General features: G+C 66.1%; 20 protein-coding genes. 14 read left to right on the top strand and 6 right to left on the bottom strand.

Features of this window, described 5'->3' with window-relative positions; translation table 11 throughout:
• Window positions 1-72: 72 nt before the first annotated feature.
• Window positions 73-1,710 (top strand): PHA/PHB synthase family protein, encoded by a 1,638-nt coding sequence (locus CDA09_RS16855; protein ID WP_217351338.1) that lies wholly within the window; start codon window positions 73-75, stop codon window positions 1,708-1,710.
• Between the two features lie 114 nt (window positions 1,711-1,824).
• Here CDA09_RS16855 and CDA09_RS16850 read toward each other — a convergent pair whose 3' ends face one another.
• Window positions 1,825-2,511, bottom strand: a complete 687-nt coding sequence (locus CDA09_RS16850; RefSeq protein ID WP_121429708.1) for a Crp/Fnr family transcriptional regulator — start codon at window positions 2,509-2,511, stop codon at window positions 1,825-1,827.
• 151 nt (window positions 2,512-2,662) lie between these two features.
• Between CDA09_RS16850 and CDA09_RS16845 the strand changes: the two genes are divergently transcribed.
• From CDA09_RS16845 to CDA09_RS16835, 3 genes are read left to right on the top strand one after another with little or no spacing between them, the layout of a single operon-like run.
• Complete coding sequence (locus CDA09_RS16845) at window positions 2,663-3,850, top strand: NnrS family protein (protein WP_121429707.1); 1,188 nt, start codon at window positions 2,663-2,665, stop codon at window positions 3,848-3,850.
• A 3-nt stretch (window positions 3,851-3,853) separates the two neighbouring features.
• Window positions 3,854-4,249 carry a SirB2 family protein gene (locus CDA09_RS16840; RefSeq protein WP_121429706.1) on the top strand — a complete coding sequence of 132 codons (396 nt, stop codon included), beginning with the start codon at window positions 3,854-3,856 and terminating at the stop codon, window positions 4,247-4,249.
• Window positions 4,249-4,779: a hemerythrin domain-containing protein gene (locus CDA09_RS16835; RefSeq protein WP_121429705.1), complete on the top strand. Its 531-nt coding sequence runs from the start codon at window positions 4,249-4,251 to the stop codon at window positions 4,777-4,779. Before CDA09_RS16840 ends, CDA09_RS16835 begins: the two co-directional genes overlap by 1 nt.
• 39 nt (window positions 4,780-4,818) lie before the next feature.
• On the opposite strand, the gene fnr is transcribed toward CDA09_RS16835, so the two are convergent.
• On the bottom strand, window positions 4,819-5,565 hold the full coding sequence (fnr, locus tag CDA09_RS16830; protein ID WP_121429704.1) for a fumarate/nitrate reduction transcriptional regulator Fnr: 747 nt from the start codon (window positions 5,563-5,565) through the stop codon (window positions 4,819-4,821).
• A 133-nt stretch (window positions 5,566-5,698) separates the two neighbouring features.
• Here fnr and hemN point away from each other — a divergent pair, with 133 nt between their 5' ends.
• Window positions 5,699-7,090 carry an oxygen-independent coproporphyrinogen III oxidase gene (gene hemN, locus CDA09_RS16825; RefSeq protein WP_121429703.1) on the top strand — a complete coding sequence of 464 codons (1,392 nt, stop codon included), beginning with the start codon at window positions 5,699-5,701 and terminating at the stop codon, window positions 7,088-7,090.
• 128 nt (window positions 7,091-7,218) lie between these two features.
• Entirely contained in the window at window positions 7,219-7,926 is a 708-nt protein-coding gene (locus CDA09_RS16820) for a sulfite exporter TauE/SafE family protein (protein WP_121429702.1), read from the top strand.
• A 6-nt stretch (window positions 7,927-7,932) separates the two neighbouring features.
• Here the strand turns inward: CDA09_RS16820 and CDA09_RS16815 are convergent, their stop codons facing one another.
• The gene (locus CDA09_RS16815; protein ID WP_121429701.1) at window positions 7,933-8,394 is read right to left on the bottom strand and encodes a MerR family transcriptional regulator; all 462 of its coding nucleotides are present in this window, start codon (window positions 8,392-8,394) and stop codon (window positions 7,933-7,935) included.
• A gap of 116 nt (window positions 8,395-8,510) precedes the next feature.
• On the opposite strand from CDA09_RS16815, the gene CDA09_RS16810 reads away from it, so the two are divergent.
• From CDA09_RS16810 to ppa, 3 genes are all read left to right on the top strand, one after another.
• Window positions 8,511-10,913: a heavy metal translocating P-type ATPase gene (locus tag CDA09_RS16810; protein ID WP_121429700.1), complete on the top strand. Its 2,403-nt coding sequence runs from the start codon at window positions 8,511-8,513 to the stop codon at window positions 10,911-10,913.
• A gap of 23 nt (window positions 10,914-10,936) precedes the next feature.
• Window positions 10,937-11,146 (top strand): heavy-metal-associated domain-containing protein, encoded by a 210-nt coding sequence (locus CDA09_RS16805; RefSeq protein WP_121429699.1) that lies wholly within the window; start codon window positions 10,937-10,939, stop codon window positions 11,144-11,146.
• A 74-nt stretch (window positions 11,147-11,220) separates the two neighbouring features.
• The gene (gene ppa, locus CDA09_RS16800; RefSeq protein ID WP_121429698.1) at window positions 11,221-11,751 is read left to right on the top strand and encodes an inorganic diphosphatase; all 531 of its coding nucleotides are present in this window, start codon (window positions 11,221-11,223) and stop codon (window positions 11,749-11,751) included.
• 81 nt (window positions 11,752-11,832) lie between these two features.
• Here the strand turns inward: ppa and CDA09_RS16795 are convergent, their stop codons facing one another.
• Window positions 11,833-12,228, bottom strand: a complete 396-nt coding sequence (locus tag CDA09_RS16795; RefSeq protein WP_121429697.1) for an MliC family protein — start codon at window positions 12,226-12,228, stop codon at window positions 11,833-11,835.
• A gap of 166 nt (window positions 12,229-12,394) precedes the next feature.
• On the opposite strand from CDA09_RS16795, the gene CDA09_RS16790 reads away from it, so the two are divergent.
• Complete coding sequence (locus CDA09_RS16790) at window positions 12,395-14,020, top strand: NAD+ synthase (protein ID WP_121429696.1); 1,626 nt, start codon at window positions 12,395-12,397, stop codon at window positions 14,018-14,020.
• A gap of 48 nt (window positions 14,021-14,068) precedes the next feature.
• Window positions 14,069-14,407 carry a P-II family nitrogen regulator gene (locus CDA09_RS16785; protein ID WP_121429695.1) on the top strand — a complete coding sequence of 113 codons (339 nt, stop codon included), beginning with the start codon at window positions 14,069-14,071 and terminating at the stop codon, window positions 14,405-14,407.
• A 12-nt stretch (window positions 14,408-14,419) separates the two neighbouring features.
• Here CDA09_RS16785 and CDA09_RS16780 read toward each other — a convergent pair whose 3' ends face one another.
• Complete coding sequence (locus tag CDA09_RS16780; protein WP_121429694.1) at window positions 14,420-15,478, bottom strand: Smr/MutS family protein; 1,059 nt, start codon at window positions 15,476-15,478, stop codon at window positions 14,420-14,422.
• A 4-nt stretch (window positions 15,479-15,482) separates the two neighbouring features.
• On the bottom strand, window positions 15,483-16,436 hold the full coding sequence (gene trxB, locus CDA09_RS16775) for a thioredoxin-disulfide reductase (protein ID WP_121429693.1): 954 nt from the start codon (window positions 16,434-16,436) through the stop codon (window positions 15,483-15,485).
• A gap of 228 nt (window positions 16,437-16,664) precedes the next feature.
• Here trxB and CDA09_RS16770 point away from each other — a divergent pair, with 228 nt between their 5' ends.
• The 3 genes from CDA09_RS16770 to lolA all read left to right on the top strand — a co-directional run bounded on the left by CDA09_RS16770 (window position 16,665) and on the right by lolA (window position 20,398).
• A complete protein-coding gene (locus CDA09_RS16770) occupies window positions 16,665-17,336 on the top strand; it encodes a Crp/Fnr family transcriptional regulator (RefSeq protein WP_121429692.1) in 672 nt (223 codons plus the stop codon).
• Window positions 17,337-17,447: 111 nt separating this feature from the next.
• Entirely contained in the window at window positions 17,448-19,760 is a 2,313-nt protein-coding gene (locus CDA09_RS16765) for a DNA translocase FtsK (protein ID WP_121429691.1), read from the top strand.
• The gene (lolA, locus tag CDA09_RS16760; protein WP_121429690.1) at window positions 19,757-20,398 is read left to right on the top strand and encodes an outer membrane lipoprotein periplasmic chaperone LolA; all 642 of its coding nucleotides are present in this window, start codon (window positions 19,757-19,759) and stop codon (window positions 20,396-20,398) included. The genes CDA09_RS16765 and lolA overlap by 4 nt, the downstream gene beginning before the upstream one ends.
• Window positions 20,399-20,430 lie beyond the last annotated feature (32 nt).

The raw sequence follows: 20,430 nt of genomic DNA, 5'->3' as shown, positions 1-20,430 counted from the left end.
CCTGCACGGGCCGTCCAGCGGGCGTTGCGCGAGATCCACGACCGGGTCGAGGGCAACATCGATCCATTGGGCATGGCGGCGCCCATCGTGCATGCGCAGCTCGCATGGCTCTCCCATCCTCAGGAACTGGCCGAGCGCATCGCGGAGCTGTCGAGCGACCTGCTGCGTCTGCAGTGGCATTCGGCCTGCCGGGCGATGGGATTGCGCAGCGAGGATCCGGTTGTTCCCCATGCAGATGATGTGCGGTTTGCCGATGCCGCCTGGACCGACTCGCCGACGTGGGACCTGACGAAGGAGTGGTACCTCGCCTGTACGCACCACGTGCAGGACATGCTCTTCGACACGCCCGGCCTCTCGAGCAAGGAACGCCGCCGTGCCGCGTTCTGGTGGCGGAAGTGGCTCAATGCCGTGGCTCCGACGAATTTCTTCTGGACGAACCCCGTCGCGATGCGCAGGGCCATCGAATCGAAGGGGGAGAGCATCAGGAGCGGAATCCGGAACATGCTCACGGACCTCGAAGCCGGGGAGATCCGCATGAGCAGCCCGGGGGATTTCAAGGTCGGCGTGACGCTCGGGACGACCGAGGGCGCCGTGGTGTTCCGCAATCGGCTGCTCGAGGTGATCCACTATGCGCCCACTCGGCCCCGGGTGCATGCGGAGCCGGTGGTGATCGTCACGCCCTGGATCAACAAGTTCTACATCCTCGATCTGACGCCGAAGAAGAGCATGGTGCGCTACCTGCTCGACCAGGGGTTCGACGTGTTCATCACGAGCTGGAAGAACCCCGACGCGCCGATGCGCGATGTCACGTTCGACAGCTATCTGGAGGACGGCGTGCACGCCATCGTTGAGACGGCGCGCGCGTTTACCGGCGCCGCCAAGGTGCATGCGGTCGGATACTGCATCGGCGGCACGGCGCTGGCGATGTACATGGCCTGGGCGAACCGCCGATTCGGGCCGGAGGAGGTGCCGGTCGCGGACTGGACGCTCTTCACGACGCTGGTCGATTTTCGCAAGCCCGGCGACATCGAGGTGTTCGTGGACGATGCGAGCGTGCGCTACATCTCGGAGAACATGGCACGCAAGGGCTTCCTCGAGGGCAAGGAGATGGCATCCGCCTTCCGCCTGTTGCGGTCCAACAGCCTGATCTGGCATTACGTCGTGCACGGCTGGCTCTACGGCGAGGCGCCGGCGCCGTTCGACGTGCTGTACTGGAACATGGACGCCACGCGCATGCCGTACGCGATGCACGCGTGGTACTTGCGCGAGCTGTACCTCGAAAATCGCCTGATCGAGGTCGATGCGCTGAAGATCTCAGGGCAGCCGATCGATCTTTCCCGGATCGTGCAGCCGCTGTATGCCGTTGGCGCCGAGGACGATCACATCGCGCCGTGGGAGCAGGCTTACCGGATCAACAATCTCGTTACCGGGGCTCGGCGTTTCGTCCTGTCGAGTTCGGGCCATATCCTCGGAATCGTCAATCCACCGGTGAATCCGCCCAAGCGCAAGTACTGGGTTGCGCCTGCCCGTCGCACCGACAAGGCTGCCGATTGGCGCAAGCATGCTGCCGAGCACGACGGCAGCTGGTGGGATGACTGGATGGCCTGGCTCAAGCCGCGTTGCGGTGAGCTCGTCGACGCGCGTCCTGCAGCATCGCAGGCATTCCCGGCACTCGAGAAGGCTCCCGGTCGATACGTGCTGGAACGCTGAGCGGCGATCCGGCTTGCCGGGCCGGGGCATGGAGGCCTTGGCCCGATTGATGCGAGTCAAGGTTGCGCGCGGCTTCCCAACCCAGAATCTCTTCCGTAATCCCGCGCTCGGGGGTCAGCCCTGATGGCGGGCCAGTCGGGCGGGGTCGAGCAGGGAGATGTGCTTGCCGTGTACCGTGATGAGCCCGGCCTCGGTCAGGTCGTGAAAAATGCGCGAAAGGGTTTCGGGCGTGAGGTTGAGCCGCGAGGCGATGACCTGCTTGCTGGTCGGCAGCGCGATATCGCTTGCGCCCTCGCTTTCGTTGTCGACCTGCTGCAGGAGGTAGCCGATCACGCGTTGCATGCTCGAGCGCAGGGAGTAGGTCTCGACGTCCTGGACCATGCCGTGCAGGCGGATTGCCATGCCGGCAAGGAGTTTGCGGGCGAATCCCGGATCCTGGTCGATGAGGTCGGAGACGACGGCCTGGCCGATGTGCAGCAATTGCGTCGACGTAAGGGCCTCGGCGAAAACCGGGTAGGGGCGGTTGAGGAACATCACCGCTTCGCCGAAGCTGTGCATCGGGCTGATGATCTCGACCACCTTCTCGTTGCCCTGCGCGGACGAGACGGCGAGCTTCATCTGGCCCGAGACCACATAATAGAAACCGTGCACGGGATCACCGCGCTGGAAGAGGATTTCGCCCTTCTCGAGGTGACGTTCGCGGGTGAAGCGGGCAACGCGGTCGATCTCCTCTGCGGACAGTTCGCTGAAGAAGGAAACTTTTCGCAGTGTGGCGGGAATATCGACTGGACGATTGGACATCTCGGACTCCGTAGGGAAACTCATGCATTCTAACCCGCAACCCAACACGGGCCGTGATCCGGCACCCCGCCGCCTGTCCCCGCTCGGCAACTCCGGAGACAACGCGCAGACGCGCACGCAACAGCGCGCGCAACCGGCTCAGGCCTCACCCATGCTGTTTGTCGCGCCGCACCGGGCAATGTTCCTGTCGGGTGCGGTGATGCTGCTCGTGAGCTTTGCGATGTGGGCACTGGAACTCAGCGCCCGCGCGGGGCTGATGCCCGCAATCGGCTGGGTGCTCCCTCCGGCATGGATGCACGCGCTGCTCGTCACGTCCGGCGTGTTCCCGTTCTTCATGTTCGGCTTCCTTCTCACCGCCATGCCGCGCTGGCAGGGCTACGACGAGATTGCGCCGGGGCGCTGGCTGTGGGCGTGGCGCCTGCTGGCGGCGGGATGGGCATTGACTGTCGCGGGCATGCTCGTGCCCGGCATCGCCATCCTGGGGCTGATGCTGGTACTCGTCGGCTGGGGCGGGCTGCAGCGCATCCTGTGGCAGGTCGCGCATCACGGGGATCTGGAGGCCCTGCATGCCCGTCTCGTGTGCTATGCGATGATCGCCGGAATGGCCGCCGTCCTCGCCTGGCTCGGCTTTGCGGCGAGCGGCAACCCGATCTGGGCGCGCGTCGCGATCGAGGTCGCTGTGTTCTGCTCACTGCTGCCGGTGTTCTTCGGCGTGTGTCATCGCATGGTGCCGTTCTTCTCGAGCGGCGTGATCCCCGCCTACGTGATGGTGCGCCCGCTGTGGGTCATGGTCCTGGTCGTCGGCGGAAGCGCCCTGCATGCGGTGCTGGACGTCGCGGGATTGCAGGCGCTGCGCTGGGTGGTCGATGCGCCCGCCGCCTTTGCCGCGCTGTGGCTGTCGCGGCAGTGGAGGCCGGTTCCGGCGCTGAAGGTGCCGCTGCTGGGGATGCTGCACATCGGCTTTCTCTGGCTCGGAATCGCGCTGACGCTGTTCTCCATCCAGGGCGTCGCATCGTTGCTGGGTTACGCGGTCCTGGGGCTGGCGCCCCTGCATGCGATCGGCGTCGGCTTCTTCGGATCCGTCCTGTTGGCGATGGTCTCGCGTGTCAGCCTGGGCCACTCCGGACGCAAGCTCGTCGCCGACCGGCTGACCTGGGGACTGTTCCTCGGGCTGGAACTGGTGGTCGTGATCCGGGTCCTTGCTGAAGTGGTTCCCGCGGGCTGGTCCGCCACGGTCATGCTGCTCGCCGTCCTGGGCTGGCTGGGCGTGTTCGGCGCCTGGGCCACACGCTACCTGCCAATCTACTGGCGGCCGCGCAGCGACGGTCGCCCTGGGTGATCCATGTACCTGACGGTCAAGCACCTGCACGTCACGTGTGCCGTTCTGAGCGGCAGCGGCTTCCTGCTGCAGGGCCTATGGATGATGCTCCGGAGTCCCCTCGTCGATCATCGTGTGACGCGCATCCTGCCGCACATCATCGATACGGTATTCCTGGGGAGCGCGATCACGCTTGCGGTGATGAGCGGGCAGTATCCCTTCGTCGTGCCCTGGGTCACCGCGAAGGTCATCGGTCTCGTCGTCTACATCCTTCTCGGCGCGACTGCGCTGCGCTGGGGTCGCACGATGCGGACCCGCGTGCTGGCGCTGGCCGCGGCCGTCGTCACTTTCTCGTGGATCGTCTCGGTGGCGTTGAGCAAGAACCCCGCCGGATTCCTGACTCTTACCGGAGTGTTTTGATGGCCGATTCGCTGATCCCCACGTCGCCGGGTTTCGAAACCCCGCTCGAGATGCTCGAAGCCTGCCATGAGCGCCTGCAGGCACAACTGGCCACGCTGGCCCGGCTCGCGGCCTGGCTTCCCGAGCATGGTCCCGACCGCCAGGCGCAACAGGCCGCGACCAACGTGATGCGCTACTTCGATGTTGCCGCGGTGAAGCACCACCAGGACGAGGAGGACGATCTCTTTCCCGTCCTGCGCGAGCGCGTCGATGAGGCCCGGCGGGGCGAGCTCGGTACGCTCATCGACTGGATCCTGGCGGATCACCAGCGGCTGTTCGCGGGCTGGGCGCAGATGCGCGCGCGGCTCGAGTGCATCGCGCGCGGAGAAAGTGCCGACCTGACGCCGGCCGCGGTGGAGGAATTCGCGGGCGCTTACCGGCGTCACATCGCGCGGGAGGAAGGCGAATTGCTCCCCGTCGCCCGCAGCGTGCTCGGCGCGCAGGATATCGAGGTGCTGTCGGGAACGATGACTGCGCGGCGGCGCCAATAGGGCGGGGCGCCGCAATCGGCGGCACGGCACGCACCCCGGTCAGGGGCGGGGCGACGGCGACGGGTGCTGGATCAGCCGCTTCAGGCCGACGATGTCGAGAATGCGGATGTGCTTCTGCTGGACCGCGATCAGGCCTTCGTCCTGGAACTTCGAGAAGGCCCGCGACACCGTTTCGAGCTTGAGGCCCAGATAGGAGCCGATCTCCTCGCGGGTCATGCGAAGGTGGAATTCCGCGGGGGAGAAGCCGCGCGCCGTGAAACGCTGCGACATGTTGAGCAGGAAGGCCGCCAGGCGCTCTTCGGCGCGCATCGAGCCGAGGAGGGTCATCACGCCGTGGTCGCGCACGATCTCGCGGCTCATGACCTTGTGGAACTGGAGCTGTAGGCCTTCGACCACGCGCGACAGTTCCTCGAGCTTGCTGTAGGCGATCACGCAGACTTCGCTGTCTTCGAGCGCGATCGCATTGCAGGAATGGGCTTCGGTGCTGATGCCGTCGAGACCGAGCATTTCGCCGGTCATCTGGAAGCCGGTGACCTGTTCGCGCCCGTCCTCGAGTAGCACGTCGGTCTTGAACGAACCTGCGCGGATCGCGTAGATCGCCTCGAACGGATCGCCCGCGCGATACAGATGCTGCTGCCGCTTGATCTTGCGCCGCGCACCGACCAGTTCGTCGAGACGGTCGATTTCCGATTCCGACATCCCGAAGGGCAGGCACAGTTCGACCAGGTTGCACTGGGAGCATGCGACCTTCAGGCTCGCGACTGTAATCGGCACCGTCGCCTTCATTTGCACGATAATATTGTTCCTTCTACATCGACCGAGAAGTGGCAGGCGCCCGGCGGAATGGACCGTTGATCCACGTCAACCACAAAACTGCGGCTTTTTGAGATCGTACGGAATGCACTCAAGCGAAACATCCATGACCAGTCAGAAAGATCTTGTGTTCGACCAGCAGCTGATTCGCCGGTTCGACATCAATGGGCCGCGCTACACGTCCTACCCGACGGCCGACCGCTTCGTCGAAGCGTTCGATGCCCGTGCATTGCGGGACTGGCTGGCGCAACGCGGTGTCGGGGGCGTGAGCAAACCGCTCTCATTATACTTCCACATCCCGTTCTGTAACACGATCTGCTACTACTGCGCGTGCAACAAGATCATCACGAAAGATCATGCACGTTCGGCGAAGTACCTGAAGTATCTCGATAAGGAAATCGGGATGCAGGCCGCCGCATTGGGCGGTAGCCACCAGGTCACGCAGCTTCACCTCGGCGGCGGCACGCCGACCTTCCTGTCGCATGACGAGCTGCGCCAGCTCATGGATTCGGTGCACAAGCGCTTCACGCTGGTGCCGAACGGCGAATACTCGATCGAGGTCGATCCGCGCAAGGTCGACTTCGACACCGTGAAGCTGCTCGCCGACCTCGGCTTCAACCGCATGAGCGTGGGCGTGCAGGACTTCAACGAAGACGTGCAGGAAGCGGTCAATCGCATCCAGAGCTTCGATGAAACCAGGCTCGTGATCGAGTCGGCCCGCGCCACCGGCTTCAAGTCCATCAGCATGGACCTGATCTACGGCCTGCCGCGCCAGAACATCATCAGCTTCAACCGCACGCTGGAGCAGGTACTGGAGCTGTCGCCGGATCGCATCTCGCTGTACAGCTACGCGCACCTGCCGGGCCTGTTCAAGCCGCAGCGCCGTATCTCGATCAACGACATGCCGACCTCGGACACCAAGCTGCAGATCCTGCAGATGGCGATCCGCCGGCTGACGGAGGCGGGCTACGTCTATATCGGCATGGACCACTTTGCCAAGCCGGACGACGAGCTCACGATCGCCCAGCGCCAGGGGCGCCTGCACCGCAATTTCCAGGGCTATTCGACGCAGGCCGAATGCGACCTGCTGGCCTTCGGCGTGTCGGCGATCGGCAAGATCGGCCCGGTGTACTCGCAGAACGTGAAGACGCTCGACGAGTACTACGACGCCCTCGATCGCGACGAACTGCCGGTCCTGCGCGGCGTCGAGCTGACGGCCGACGACCTGCTGCGTCGTTCGATCATCCAGGCGCTGATGTGCCATTTCGAGCTGTCGATCGATTCGATCGAGATCGCGCACCTGATCAAGTTCGACGAATACTTCGCCGCCGAACTCGAGGATCTCAAGGCGATGGAGGAGGCCGGCCTGCTGAAGGTCAGCGACAAGTGGATCAGCGTGCTGCCGCCGGGGCGCCTGCTGGTGCGCGGCATCGCGATGGTCTTCGACCGTTACCTGCGCGCCGACCGCGAGCGCGCGCGTTATTCGAAGGTCATCTGAGTCCGGCCGGCGGCCCGTTGTCGCGGGCTGCCTGGGGCGGGAGAAGGTGGTACAGTGCGGGCGTCCTCGGGCGCCCGTTCTTCTTTCGTGTCCCGCCCGCGTGAGTTTCCCGCCCTTTTGTCCTTGCCATGCCTGAAACCGGTTACATCGCAGCCTTCCTGATCGGCCTTCTGGGCGGCACACACTGCGTCAGCATGTGCGGCGGGATCGTCGGCGCTCTGACTGTGAACATGCCGGGTCGCGCCGGGCGGCAGTGGCCGGTGCACCTGGCCTACAATCTCGGGCGGGTCGCGACTTACACGATCCTGGGGGGATTGCTCGGCGCCCTCGGGACCGTCGGCATGCTGTTCTCCAACGTCCTTCCGGTCCAGATGGCCTTGTATGTGCTGGCGAACCTCATGCTCGTCGCGCTGGGGCTGTACCTGACGGGATTCACGGGCCTGCTCGCGCCCGTCGAGCGGGCCGGATTGGTGCTGTGGAAGCGTGTCCAGCCTTTCACCGCGCGTTTCATCCCGGCGCGTTCGGTGGGGCACGCCTTGCCCCTCGGGCTGCTGTGGGGCTTCCTGCCTTGCGGCCTCGTCTATAGCGTGCTGACCACCGCGCTGGTCACCGGGTCCGCCGGGCGCGGCGCAGGGCTGATGCTCGCCTTTGGCCTGGGGACGCTGCCGAATCTGATGTTGGCGGGCATGCTGTTCAAGCGCTTCCGCGACATTACCCGCAACCGGCGCGTGCGATTCGTGGCGGGGACGCTCGTGCTGGGCTTCGGCGTGTTCGGGCTGTTCCATGCGCCCACGCTCGGCGGAGCCTTGTGGAAGGGCGTCGTCTGCGAGGTGTGAGTCGCCTCACGAGGATGTTCGCGTTCGCGAGCCGTGAGCGTGTGCCTCGGGCGGCGAAGTGGGCGGCTCCTCGGATGCCGTCGAGAGCGCGTGCAGGATCGGGCAGGGGGCGGGCGCTTCGGTGTGTTCGCAGCAGGTCACGAGGCCTTGCAGCGCACTGCGCATCTCCTCGAGCTGCCGGATGCGGGATTCGACGTCGGCGATCTTCGCCTGCGCGAACGCGCGTGCACGCTCGCGGTCTGTCTCTTCGTCCAGGGCGAGCAGTTCCGAGATCTCCTCGAGGCTGAAGCCGAGCGTCTGCGCGCGACGGATGAAACGCAGGCGCGCGAGTTCGTCGGTGCCGTAGACGCGGAAGGCGCCCTTGTGCGCACCGCCTTGCGGGAGCAGGCCGCGACGCTGGTAGTAGCGCACGGTTTCGACGCCGACGCCGGCTGACTTCGCCAGGGTTCCGATCGTGAGCTCGCTCATGGGGATTGACTCCGTACTTTGGTACAGGGTCTAGACTGCCCCAGTCGTCCCGTTTCTGCAATGGCGGCGGGATGCAGCGCCCCTCGGGATTGTGAAGATAGAGATTGGAGTCGTGCATGAGTGCCCCCGAATCGATGGTCAAGCATTCCTCCCTCGAATTGCCGGTTGCCGGGATGACCTGTGCCGCGTGCGCCGCGCGGATCGAGAAGGTGCTGAACCGCTTGCCCGGTGTTGCCGCTTCGGTCAATCTGGCCGCGGAAAAGGCGCGTGTGACATTTGCGGACGCCCGCAGCAATCCGGATCAGGTGGTCGCGGCGATCCGCAAGGCGGGCTTCGAGGTCCCGCAGGCCTCGCTGGAACTGGCGATTTCCGGGATGACCTGCGCGGCCTGCGCGACACGGCTGGAAAAGGTCCTGAACCGGCTCCCCGGTGTCGATGCGACGGTGAATTTTGCGACGGAGCGGGCAAGCCTGCGCTACCAGCCCGGACTGGTGGCGCCGGAGACGGTGCGCGAGGCGGTCCGCCGCGCCGGTTTCGAGGGTGTCGAGACGGGCATCGCGGCACGCGAGCAACAGCGCATGCGGCAGGCACAGGCGTGGCAGGCGGAGATGCGTCGCTTCTGGATCGCGGCGCTGCTCACGTTGCCCCTGCTCGCGCAGATGCCGCTGATGTTCGGCGCAGACGCGGCTACCGGGCACGACCTCGTCCCGCGCTGGCTGCAACTGGTGCTCGCGACGCCCGTGCAGTTCTGGATCGGGGCGCGGTTCTACCGCGGCGCCTGGTCGTCGCTGCGCGGCGGCGGCGCCAACATGGACGTGCTCGTCGTGCTCGGCACATCGATGGCGTGGATCTACAGCACCGTCGTGACGCTGCTCGGCCGCCACGACCTGCACGTGTATTTCGAGGCGTCGGCGACGATCATCACCCTGATCCTGCTCGGCAAGCTTCTGGAAGCGCGTGCCAAGGCCCGCACGACGGCCGCGCTGGATGCCCTGCTGCGGCTGCAGCCCAGGCTCGCCTATGTCGAACGCGACGGCGAACTCGTGGCGGTTCCGGTGGAAAAACTGCAGCCGGGCGATCGCTTCGTCGTGCGTCCCGGCGACGCCGTGCCCGTGGACGGCGAGGTCGAGTCGGGCGAATCCGCGATCAACGAGGCGATGCTCACCGGGGAGAGCATGCCGGTCGACAAGCGTTCCGGGGGCAAGGTGTTTGCCGCGACGCTCAACGGCCAGGGCGCGCTGCGTTGCCGCGCGACCGGGGTCGGTGCGCATACGCTTCTCGCCGGCATTATCCGCATGGTCGAGCAGGCGCAGGGATCGAAGGCGCCGGTGCAAAGGCTGGCGGATCGCATTGCGGCCGTCTTCGTGCCGGTCGTCGTGGCGATCGCGGCGCTCACCTTCGTCGGCTGGTGGTGGCTGGCGGGCGATTTCGCGCAGGCATTGATCAATGCCGTCGCGGTGCTGGTGATCGCCTGCCCCTGCGCGCTCGGCTTGGCGACGCCGACGGCGATCATGGTCGGAACGGGGCAGGGCGCGCGCGCCGGCATGCTCGTGAAGAACGCGGAAGCGCTGGAGCTGGCCGAGAAGATCGCCGTGCTCGCGGTCGACAAGACCGGCACCCTGACCGAAGGCGCGCCGGCCGTGAGCGCGGTGCTGCCGGCACCGGGCTGGCAGCGCGAGGCGCTGCTGTCCATCGCGGGCGCGCTGGAGGCGACGAGCGCGCACCCGATTGCCGCGGCGATCGTCGGCGCCGCGCGTGCCGCCGGTCAGCTCATGCCTGCCGCGGAGAATGTCGTCGCCGTGCCCGGCCAGGGACTGGCGGGGCGGGTGGATGGCCATGACGTGGTGCTGGGGGCGCCTGGCTTCCTGCAGGAGCGGCAGATCGCAGTGGATGCCGCATCGTGCGCGCGGCTGGCGGCGGGTGGCCAGACGCTGGTCGCGGTCGCCGTCGATGGGGTGTTCGCCGGAGTCATCGGCGTCGCCGACCGTGTGCGCGAGGATTCGGCGGCAGCGGTGGCGCGGCTCCAGGCGCGCGGCCTGCGGGTCGTCATGCTCACGGGCGACCATCCGGCGACGGCCGCGGCGATCGCGGCGCAGACCGGGATCACGGACTGGCGGGCGGGGGTGATGCCGGGCGACAAGGCCGCGGCCGTCCGGTCCCTGGCGGGGGGCGGGCGCGTCGGAATGGCAGGGGACGGCATCAACGACGCGCCCGCGCTCGCGGCTGCGGATGTGTCGTTTGCAATCGGCGTCGGCGCCGACGTCGCAGTGGAGGCCGCGGACATCACCCTGGTCAGGAACAGCCTCCACGGCGTTGCCGACGCGATCGAGTTGTCGCAGGCAACGTTGTCGAAGATCCGGCAGAATCTGTTCTTTGCCTTCATTTACAACGTATTGGGCATCCCGCTCGCAGCGTTCGGCTTGCTCAACCCGGTGATCGCGGCGGCGGCGATGGCGATGAGCTCGGTGTCGGTGGTGACCAATTCGCTGCTGTTGCGGCGTTGGGCTTCCGGCAGGTGAGCGAATTTTTAGGAGAAGCTGAAATGGCGGAAGTGACGATCAAGGTCGAGGACATGAGCTGCGGCGGGTGCGTGCGCAACGTGACGACGGTGTTGAAGGCCCTGCCCGGCGTGACCGATGCGCAGGTGTCCCTCGATGCGGCGCAGGCAGTGGTCCAGTACGATCCGGCGAAGGTGACCGTCGAGGCGATGCGCGGGGCGGTGGAGGATGCGGGGTTCGGCTGCCCTGCCTGACGGGAGCGCGCGCCCGTACGGCAGGAGGCATTTTCCACATATAATCCGCTCCACAATTTTCACGGGAGGGTTGTATGGGTTTCGATCAGGTCAAGGCCGGCAAGGACGTGCCGAACGACATCAACGTCATCATCGAGATTCCGGCGCAGGCCGATCCGATCAAGTTCGAGGTGGACAAGGACAGCGGCGCCGTGTTCGTCGACCGCTTCATGGGCACCTCGATGCGTTATCCGATCAACTACGGCTATGTGCCGCACACCATCGCCGGTGACGGCGACCCGGTGGACGTGCTGGTCGTGACGCCCTTCCCGCTGCTGCCGGGCGTGGTGATCCGTTGCCGCCCGGTCGGCGTGCTGAAGATGGAGGACGAGTCGGGCCAGGATGCGAAAGTCGTCGCGGTTCCCGTCTCCAAGCTGACCCCGCTGTACGACAAGGTGCAGACCACCGACGACCTGCCCGAGCTGCTGATGAAGCAGACCGTGCATTTCTTCGAGCACTACAAGGATCTCGAGCCGGGCAAGTGGGTCAAGGTGCTGGGCTGGGGTTCGGTTGAAGATGCCAAGAAGGAAATCCTTGATGGCCTGAACAAGGCGGCTGGCAAGTAAGCCGGACATTCGTCCGCAGAATCGCAGATGGCCCGCCTGAGCGCGGGCCATCTGCATTTCGGGACGTCGTGAAACGGAGCGTCAGCCGAGCTTGCAGTCGCTGGCAAGCGGCTTGTTGCTATCCCGGTCGAGGAGGATGCTCTTCCACGGCAGATCGATCCACACCAGGCCGTTGCGCTCGTCCTCGAAACGCGGCAGGCCCGAACGGGAAGGGTTGCGCGCGAGCTGGTAGCGCCTGCCGGTCCAGCTGATCAGGATCTGGTTCGCGTTGTTGGACGGGCGCTGCACGTCGACGCGCTGACCCATTTCGCAGTGGTAAGTCCCGCTCGCGAGCTTGAAATCCAGTTGCTGATTCCCGATGACTTCGGGCTGCTCGACAATGCCCGACGGAGCAGTCGCGGCCGGAGGTGCGGAGGGAGGCGTTGCGCAGGCAGAAAGCGCCAGTACCGAGGCGAGGAGCGTGAGGCGGGCGGACATTGCGTGACCTGTAGCAGAACTTGACGATTTCATTTTAGATTCTGCCGGGGCGCTATTCCGTGGGGCTTAGCGCAATCAAGGGTAACAGAAGGTTTCCCCCTGCCGCGACGCGTGCGCCTGCCGGGCTGGCTGCCGCGCTGCGGGCCGACGCGGTATAGTTGTGCCCATGAAATCGCATGATCAATCGCTCTCCATTGCCGTCGCCCAGATCAATTGCACCGTGGGTGACCTGAAGGCCAACGCCGACCGGATCATCCATGCCCTGGCGCGGACCAGAGCGCTCGGGGCAGACCTGCTCCTGACGCCGGAGCTCGCCCTGTCGGGCTATCCGCCCGAAGACCTGCTCCTGCGTCCGGATTTTTACCGTGCCTGCGCGCGTGAGGTCGCACGGATCGCCGAGCAGACGCAGGGCATCACCCTCGTCCTAGGCCATCCCGAGCTGCGCCATGCGAAGCGCTTCAACGCGGCGTCGGTGATTCGCGACGGCCTGGTCCTGACCACCTACCACAAGCATCTCCTGCCGAACTACGAAGTGTTCGACGAGGAGCGCTATTTCGAGCACGGGCGTGCCGCGTGCGTGTTCGAGCTCAAGGGCGTCAAGCTCGGGGTGAACATCTGCGCGGACCTCTGGGAATCCGGCCCGGCCGAACTGGCGCGGGCCGAGGGCGCGCAGGTGCTGCTGGGGCTCAACGCGTCGCCGTATCACATGAACAAGCTGCAGCGCCGTTACGAGGTGCTGCGCGAGCGGGTTGCCGCGACCGGCTTGCCGGTGGTGTATTGCAACATGGTCGGCGGGCAGGATGAGCTCGTGTTCGACGGGGCGTCGTTTGCGCTGAACGGCGACGGCTCGTTGGCGTGGCAGGCGTCCGCGTTCGACGAGCGTGTCGACCTCGTGCAGCTGCGCGACGGACGCTGGGCGGACGGCGAGCGGATCGAGCCGCGTCCGATCGAGGCCGAAGTCTACGAGGCGCTCAAGGTGGGCGTGCGCGACTACCTCGGCAAGAACGGTTTCCCGGGGGCCCTGATCGGGCTTTCCGGCGGCATCGATTCCGCGCTGACCCTGTGCATCGCAGTGGATGCTCTCGGCGCCGACAAGGTGCGGGCGGTGATGATGCAGTCGCCCTACACGGCGCAGATGAGCCTCGACGACTCGCGCGCGCTCGTCGCCAACCTGGGCGTGCGCTACGACGAGATTCCGATCGAGCCGGCGATGACGACGTTCGCCGGCATGCTCGCGGACCAGTTCAAGGGCCTGCCGGCCGATACCACCGAGGAAAACCTGCAGAGCCGCATCCGCGGCATGATTCTCATGGCGCTGTCGAACAAGACCGGCGCGATCGTGCTCACGACCGGCAACAAGAGCGAGATGGCGACCGGCTACGCGACCCTGTATGGCGACATGGCGGGGGGCTTCGCCGTGCTCAAGGATCTCTACAAGACCTTCGTGTTCCGGCTCACGCGCTGGCGCAATACCGTCAGCCCCGTGATTCCCGAGAACATCATCACGCGCCCGCCGTCGGCCGAGCTCAAGCCGGACCAGAAGGATCAGGATTCGCTGCCGCCGTACGAGGTCCTCGATGCGATCATCGAGGCCTACATGGAGCGCGACGAAGCGCCGCGCGACATCATCGCTGCCGGTTACCCCGAGGCCGACGTGCGGCGCACCGTTGCCATGCTCAAGCGCAACGAATACAAGCGCCGTCAGGCGCCGGTCGGAATCCGTGTCACCAAGCGGGGATTCGGCAGGGACTGGCGTTATCCGATAACATCGCGTTACCAGGACGAATATTGACGGTGCGCGGGGCAAGGCCCTGCGGCGCCTCCGACGAGGAGATTTGCAATGAAAAAGATTGAAGCCATCATCAAGCCGTTCAAGCTCGACGAAGTGCGCGAGGCGCTGTCGGAGGTCGGCATCGCCGGTCTGACCGTGTCGGAAGTGAAGGGCTTCGGTCGCCAGAAGGGGCACACCGAGCTGTACCGCGGTGCGGAGTACGTCGTGGACTTCCTGCCGAAGATCAAGGTCGAGATCGTGGTCGGCGACGACCTCGTCGATCAGGCGGTCGAGGCGATCATCAAGGCCGCCCACACGGGCAAGATCGGCGACGGCAAGATCTTCGTGCTGCCGGTCGAGCAGGTCGTGCGCATCCGCACCGGCGAGACCAACGAAGCCGCCATCTGATCGCGGCCGCGTTCAGCTGCGGGCGGGGTTCCCCGCCCTGAGCAGCACCAGCAGGGCCCCCGATCCGCCGTCGTGCGGGCCCGCCTGGCAGAAGGCCAGGATCTCCTCGCGCTGCGCCAGCCAGCCGCGCGACAGGTGTTTCAGGATGGATTGTTTGCCCGGCGAGCCGTGACCCTTGCCGTGGATCACGCGCACGCAGCGCCGGCCCTGCTGCAGGCTTGCGGCGAGGAAGTCCGCCAGCGCGGCGCGAGCCTCGTCGCGGTTGCAGCCGTGCAGGTCGAGCTGGGCCTGCAGTACCCAGCGGCCGCGGCGCAGGTCCGTGAGTACGCGGCGCGGCAGTCCGGGGCGCAGGAACGCGGCTTCCTCGCCTGTCTCCAGCCTGTCCTCCAGCGTCATCGGCGCTTCCATCGACTCGCGCAGGGCTTCGCGCTCGTCCTCGAAATGCTTCAGCGGATGGGGCAGTGGCTGCGGACTGTTGACCTCCGCGCGATTGCGCGTATCGACGGGCTGCGCGCCGCGGGCTGCATAGCGGAACAGGTCCGCCGGATCGGTGCCTTCCCCGTCTGGGGGCAGCAGCAGGAACGGGTCGATGGGGGGCGACGCCGGACCGGGGGCATCGTGACGTCGCGTGTGCCGGTGATCGACGCCGACTTCGGCGCGATTGCCGTGGTCGATCGGGATCACGTCCTCCATCGCGAAGCGGAAGAATTCGTCGTCGGTGCGTGGCGGGCCGCGACGTGGCGACGCCGCAGGCGTTTCGTCCTCGGGCTCGGGGGCGCGCGGTCGAGGGACGGGAGGTGGTTTCGGGGCTTCGACTTCGGCCCTGCGGGCCGAGTGCGCAAGCGGCTTCACCCCCTGGAGGGCTGCCTGGAAAAGGCCGGCACCGCCATCCTCTTCCGAACGGGTGTCGTTCCCGCTCTTTCGGGCAGGCGCCGCAGGTTCGATGCGCCGGCCGAGTACCCGCTCCTCGCGCAGCTTGCCGCGCAGGGCGGCAAGCTCGTCGAAGGGACTGTGCGACGGTCCGCTCCGGTCAGCCGGTTGGGAGCGGGCCGAGCGGGGCGGGCGCGGCATGGGATCAGCTGCCGAGGGCGTCGAGGTAACGTTCGGCGTCGAGCGCAGCCATGCAGCCCGTGCCGGCCGAAGTCACTGCCTGGCGGTAGATGTGGTCCTGCACGTCGCCGGCGGCGAACACGCCGCGGACGCTGGTCGACGTAGCGTCGCCTTCGCGGCCGCCCTTCGTGACGATGTAGCCGCCTTCCATCTCCAGCTGGCCCTCGAAGATGTCGGTGTTCGGCTTGTGGCCGATCGCGATGAACACGCCCTGCAGCGCGACATCCTTCGTTGCGCCGGTGTTGATGTCCTTCACGCGCATGCCGGTCACGCCAGTGTTGTCACCGAGCACTTCGTCGAGCGCCGAGTTGAGCGCCAGTTCGATCTTGCCTGCGGCGACCTTCTCCATCATCTTGTCGATGAGGATCTTCTCGGCGCGGAACTTCTCGCGGCGGTGCACGACGGTGACCTTCTTCGCGATGTTCGCGAGGTACAGCGCTTCCTCGACCGCCGTGTTGCCGCCGCCGATGACCGCGACGTCCTGGTTCTTGTAGAAGAAGCCGTCGCAGGTCGCGCACGCGGAGACGCCGCGGCCGGAGAACTTCTCTTCGGAAGGCAGGCCGAGGTACTTCGCGGTCGCGCCGGTCGCGATGATCAGCGCGTCGCAGGTGTATTCGCCGGCGTCGCCGATCAGGCGGAACGGCTTTTCGGCGAGCTTCACCGTGTGGATGTGGTCGAAGATCATCTCGGTGTTGAAGCGCTCGGCGTGCTTCTGGAAGCGCGACATCAGTTCCGGCCCCATGACGCCGTCGGCATCGGCGGGCCAGTTGTCAACCTCGGTGGTGGTCATCAGCTGACCGCCCTGCGCGAGTCCGGTGATGAGCACCGGGTTCAGGTTCGCGCGTGCAGCATAGACGGCAGCCGTGTAGCCGGCCGGGCCGGAACCGAGGATGAGCAGACGTGCGTGCTTGGTCGTCATGGCGAAGTCTTCTTTCTGGTTGGCAATCCGCAAATTATAGCCGAGGGGCCTGGATGGCCGTTCCAATGGTTGCCATAGGTACGACTAATCGCTTGCCGGATCGCGATCGAAATCCCGTTTGAGTGATGGATTCGAAACGCATGAAACGGTTTATACTGGAACAAACCATCCACGCCGTCGGCGTACTGTTCGAACCGGTCCCATTGCACTGCTGTTCCCGGAGGTTTCATGACACAGGCTACTGCAGTTTCCACCGCGGCGCTCAGGACCTTCCCCCTGTTCCAGGGCTTGTCCGACGATACCCTGCAGGCGGTGGCGCACTCTGCGGTGATGCGGCGCATTCCCCGCGGTCAGGGGGTGCTGCATGCGGGGGATCGCAGCGATTTCGTGTATTTCGTGCTGACGGGCAGCCTCAAGGTGATCGTCAGCGACGAGGACGGGCGCGAAGTGATCCTCAGCATCCTCGGGCAAGGGGAGCTTTTCGGGGAAATGGGGATGTTCGGCGAGCAGCCGCGCTCCGCCTCCGTCGTCGCCGTGACGCCGGCCGATCTCGTGCTGATCGCAAAGCACGACTTCCGTCGCATCTTGCAGGATAACTTCGAGGTGGCCTGGCGCATCATGTGCAACCTCGCCGACCGCCTGCGCAATGCGGACCGCAAGATCGAGTCGCTGGCGCTGATGGATGTGTATGGGCGGGTCGCGCGACTGCTGCTGGAGATGTCGGAGGACGTGAACGGCGAAGCGGTGGTGGTGCGCAAGATCACCAAGCAGGACATCGCGAAGATGATCGGCGCCTCGCGCGAAATGGTCAGCCGCGTGATGAAGGATCTCGGATCGCAGGGCCTCATCGAGGAAACCGAACACGGCATCGTGCTGCGGGACCGCTTGAACGATCTGTGAGGAACGCCGGGCGGGGGCTGCTGTATCGCTTCGCAACAGCGGCATCGGCCGCGGCGACTGATCGCATATAATCGCGAATTGTCGATTACCTGGGCATTCGTTCCCGAGCCGATGGCGTCCCGTCAGTCCCCCCGTTTCCAGCCTCTGCCGGAACGGATCTCCCTCTTGCTTCAGGAAGCACGCTGGCTGATTCTCGGCGTGATGTCCCTGTATGTCGGGCTGGTGCTGCTCGGTTACAGCAAGTCCGATCCCGGCTGGTCGCATGCCGCCGAAGTCGCGCGGGTCAGCAATCCGGGCGGGCGCTTCGGGGCCTGGCTCGCCGATCTCCTCTACTACCTGTTCGGCTTGTCCGCCTGGTGGTGGGTCGTGTTTCTCGGCTATGCGCTGGTGTGGGGCTTCAGGCGCCTGCGCCATGATGTCCGGCTCGATCGCCGCTCCTTCTTCTTCGTGCTGACGGGCTTTTTCGTGGTGTTGCTGTCGAGCAGCGCCCTCGAGTCCTTGCGCTTCTACTCGCATGGCGCGAGCGTGCCCTTGGCGCCGGGCGGCCTCGCCGGGGTCGAGCTGGGGCAGATCGTGCAGCGCTATCTCGGTTTCACCGGCGGCACCTTGCTGCTGCTGGCGCTGTTCGCCTCCGGTTTGAGCCTGTTCTCCGGGATTTCGTGGCTGTCCGTGATCGAGCGCATCGGGCTGTCCCTGGAGCAGGGATGGCAGGGTGCGCAGCGGGCGTGGTATGGGTGGCAGGACCGCAAGGCCGGCCAGCAGGTGGCGCAGAAGCGCGAGGCCGTGGTCGAGACGAAGCGGCGCAAGACGGTGGCGGCGCCGACGCCCCAGTTGCGCATCGAACCCGCCGTGGCCGAGGTGCCGAAATCCGAGCGGGCCGAGAAGGAGCAGCAGCGGGAGCGCCAGCAGACGCTGTTCGCCGACCTGCCGACGCCGGTCGGCGCGATTCCGCCGCTGAGCCTCCTCGATCTGCCGTCGGGCGACGTCGAGCCGCCCTCGGCCGAATCGCTCGAATTCACGTCGCGCGTGATCGAGACCAAGCTGGGCGATTTCGGCGTCGAGGTGAAGGTGCTGGCGGCCTATCCCGGTCCGGTCGTGACGCGCTACGAGATCGAGCCGGCGACCGGCGTGAAGGGCAGTCAGGTCGTGAACCTCGCGAAGGATCTCGCGCGTGCGCTGTCGCTGGTGTCGATCCGCGTCGTCGAGACCGTGCCGGGCAAGTCCTGCATGGCGCTCGAACTGCCGAACGCGAAGCGCCAGACCGTGCGCCTGTCCGAGATCCTCGGTTCCAAGGCCTACCACGACATGCACTCGACGCTGACGGTGGCGCTCGGCAAGGACATCGCCGGCCAGCCGGTCGTCGCGGACCTCGGCAAGATGCCGCACGTGCTCGTCGCGGGCACGACCGGCTCCGGCAAGTCGGTCGGTATCAACGCGATGATCCTGTCGCTGCTGTACAAGGCCGGGCCGGAGAAGGTGCGGCTGATCATGGTCGACCCGAAGATGCTGGAGCTGTCGATCTACGAGGGCATTCCGCATCTCCTCGCACCGGTCGTCACCGACATGAAGCATGCCGCCAACGCGCTCAACTGGTGCGTGGTGGAGATGGACAAGCGCTACAAGCTGATGGCGGCCGTCGGCGTGCGCAACCTTGCGGGCTTCAACAAGGCCGTCGTCGAGGCGGAGAAGGTCGAGAAGCCGCTGACCAACCCGTTCGCGATCAACCCGGACAATCCCGAACCGCTCGAACAGTTGCCGCACATCGTCGTGATCGTCGACGAACTGGCGGACATGATGATGGTGGTCGGCAAGAAGGTCGAGGAGCTGATCGCGCGGCTCGCGCAGAAGGCGCGCGCGGCCGGCATCCACCTGATCCTCGCGACGCAGCGGCCGTCGGTCGATGTCATCACCGGCCTCATCAAGGCCAACGTCCCGACCCGGATCGCGTTCCAGGTGTCGAGCAAGATCGATTCGCGCACGATCCTCGACCAGATGGGCGCGGAGACGCTGCTGGGCATGGGCGACATGCTGTATCTGGCACCCGGCACCGGGCTGCCCGTGCGCGTGCACGGTGCCTTCGTGGCCGACGAGGAGGTGCACAAGGTTGTCGATCATCTCAAGCGCTGCGGCCCGCCCGACTACGTCGAGGGCATCCTGTCGGCGCCCGAGGACGAGCTCGATGCGGCGCTCGGCGGGAGCGGAGGAGGCGAGGGGGATGGCGAAGCGGATCCGCTGTACGACCAGGCGGTCGAAGTCGTCATCAAGACGCGGCGCCCGTCGATCTCGCTGGTGCAGCGGCACCTGCGCATCGGTTACAACCGTGCGGCCCGCCTGATCGAGCAGATGGAGCGTGCCGGCCTGGTCTCGGCGATGGGCACGAACGGCAACCGTGAAGTGATCGTGCCTGCGAAGGAGGGCGAATGAGGGTTTCGGCAAGGTTCCTGCAAGCCGCCTTGCGGCTGGGGGTGGCGCTTGCGCTGATGTGCGGGGCGGGTCTCGCATCCGCGGGCGGGATCGCGCAGCTGCGCCAGTTCATCGACGGCGCACGCACGGCGCAGGGCGAGTTCGACCAGACCGTCTTTGCCGCCTCGGGCCGCAAGCCGCAGCGCGCGAGCGGCAGTTTCGTGTTCGCGCGTCCGGGCAAGTTCCGCTGGACTTACGAGAAGCCGTACCCGCAGGTTCTCGTCAGCGACGGGGAAAAGCTGTGGTCCTGGGATCGTGACCTCAATCAGGTGACCGTCAAGCGTCTGGGCGATGCCCTGGGCAGCACGCCGGCGGCGATTCTTGCCGGCGACGGGGCCATCGAACGCAATTTCGAACTCTCCGAAGCGGGTTCCGGCGACGGGATCGAATGGGTGTACGCGAAACCGAAGCTGGCCGAGAGCAGCTTCGAGTCCATGCGCATGGGCTTCGCCGGCGGCACCCTGAAGCGGATGGAGTTGAAGGACCACTTCGGGCAGACGACGCTGATCGAATTCCGTTCCCTGACGGCCGGGGCGCGCCCGGATCCCGCGCAGTTCCGCTTCGTGCCGCCGCCGGGTGCCGACGTGATCGGCAACTGAGCGGCAACTAAGTGGCAACCGAGGCCGACGCA

Origin of the sequence: Azoarcus sp. DN11 (genome assembly GCF_003628555.1) — a bacterium.
GTDB lineage: Bacteria > Pseudomonadota > Gammaproteobacteria > Burkholderiales > Rhodocyclaceae > Aromatoleum.
Note: the sequence above shows the minus strand (reverse complement) of the source record. Positions and strands in the feature narration are given on the sequence as shown.